At 78.5% G+C, this 1,147-nt stretch carries 3 protein-coding genes; 1 reads left to right on the top strand and 2 read right to left on the bottom strand.

Going from position 1 to position 1,147, the window contains the following annotated elements; all coding sequences use genetic code 11:
- On the top strand, positions 1 to 578 hold a 578-nt coding region (locus G3I42_RS22475; protein ID WP_239096616.1), incomplete at its 5' end, for a glycoside hydrolase family 75 protein.
- A 19-nt stretch (positions 579 to 597) separates the two neighbouring features.
- Here the strand turns inward: G3I42_RS22475 and dhaM are convergent.
- The gene (dhaM, locus tag G3I42_RS22470; RefSeq protein WP_343244628.1) at positions 598 to 1,011 is read right to left on the bottom strand and encodes a dihydroxyacetone kinase phosphoryl donor subunit DhaM; all 414 of its coding nucleotides are present in this window, start codon (positions 1,009 to 1,011) and stop codon (positions 598 to 600) included.
- A partial coding sequence (locus tag G3I42_RS22465) for a DAK2 domain-containing protein (protein WP_164288672.1) occupies positions 1,008 to 1,147 on the bottom strand: 140 nt, incomplete at its 5' end. The genes dhaM and G3I42_RS22465, both read right to left, overlap by 4 nt.

The raw sequence follows: 1,147 nt of genomic DNA, 5'->3' as shown, positions 1-1,147 counted from the left end.
CCCTCCGCTCCCGCGCCGCGCGCTCCTGCCGGCAGGTCTCCGCCGGGCTCTTCCGGCGCGACGCGGTGCGCGCGCCCGAAGTGCCCCTGTGCGCGGGCGAGGGCGGCACGCTGCACTGGACCGCCGATCTCGACATCGACTGCGACGGGCGGCCCGGCCCCGTCTGCAACGCGTCCTCCGGCCCGTACTTCCAGGAGACGACGGCCTGGAACGGCTCCGACGGGCGCCCGCTGAGCGCCGACGACGTCCCCTACGTCGTCGTTCCCGGCCCCTCGGCGCGCTGGCGCCCCGCCGCCTCCGGGGTCACGGGCGGGACGCTCGCCGTCCTCGTGCACGGGAGCCGGGTCCGGTACGCGGTCGTCGGCGACACGGGCCCCGTCGACGTCATCGGCGAGGCCTCGTACGCCGCCGCCCTCTCGCTCGGCCTCGGCGGCGCGCCCCAAGCGGCGGGTACGCAGGACGACGTCCTGTACCTGCTCTTCCCCGACACCCGCGTCCACCCGGTCCAGGACCCGGCAGCCGCCCGCGCGGCGGGCCGCGCCCGCGTCGCCCGCTACCTGCGCGAGACGCCGCCCTGACCGGACCGTGCGCGGGCCGTCACTGCTTGTGGTAGTCGTACGCCTCGGCCGCCGCAGCCCGTACCCCCTCCAGGTCCGCGCCCGCCGAGGCCGCGACGGCCGCCGCCACCGCGCCCTCGACGAGCGGCGCGTCCACGAGCACGCTGCGCACAGGCAGTTCGCCGCCCTCGGCGAGCAGCGCCTTGACGGTGAGCACCGCGCTCCCCAGATCGGCGAGGATCGCGACCCCCGCCCCCTGGTCCACGGCGTGCGCCGCCCGCACCACGAGGTCCGCGCTCGTCCCGAGCCCGCCGTCCTCCGTCCCGCCCGCCGCCTCGATCCTGACGTCGTCGGCCGCCCCCGTGAGCTGCGCGGCGAGCCGGGCCACCGCCTGCGCGACCGTCGCCGAGTGCGAGACGACGACGAGCCCCACGCCACCCTGCTCCGTGCTCACGCGCCCGCCCTCCCCGCCGTGTCGGCGAGTGCCCCGACGAGCAGCGCGGCCGAGGCCGCGCCCGGGTCCTCGTGCCCCTCGCTGCGCTCGCCGAGATAGCTCGCCCGCCCCTTGCGCGCCCGCAACGGCACCGTCG

This window comes from Streptomyces sp. SID11385, from assembly GCF_010548245.1.
Classification (GTDB): Bacteria; Actinomycetota; Actinomycetes; order Streptomycetales; family Streptomycetaceae; genus Streptomyces.
Note: the sequence above shows the minus strand (reverse complement) of the source record. Positions and strands in the feature narration are given on the sequence as shown.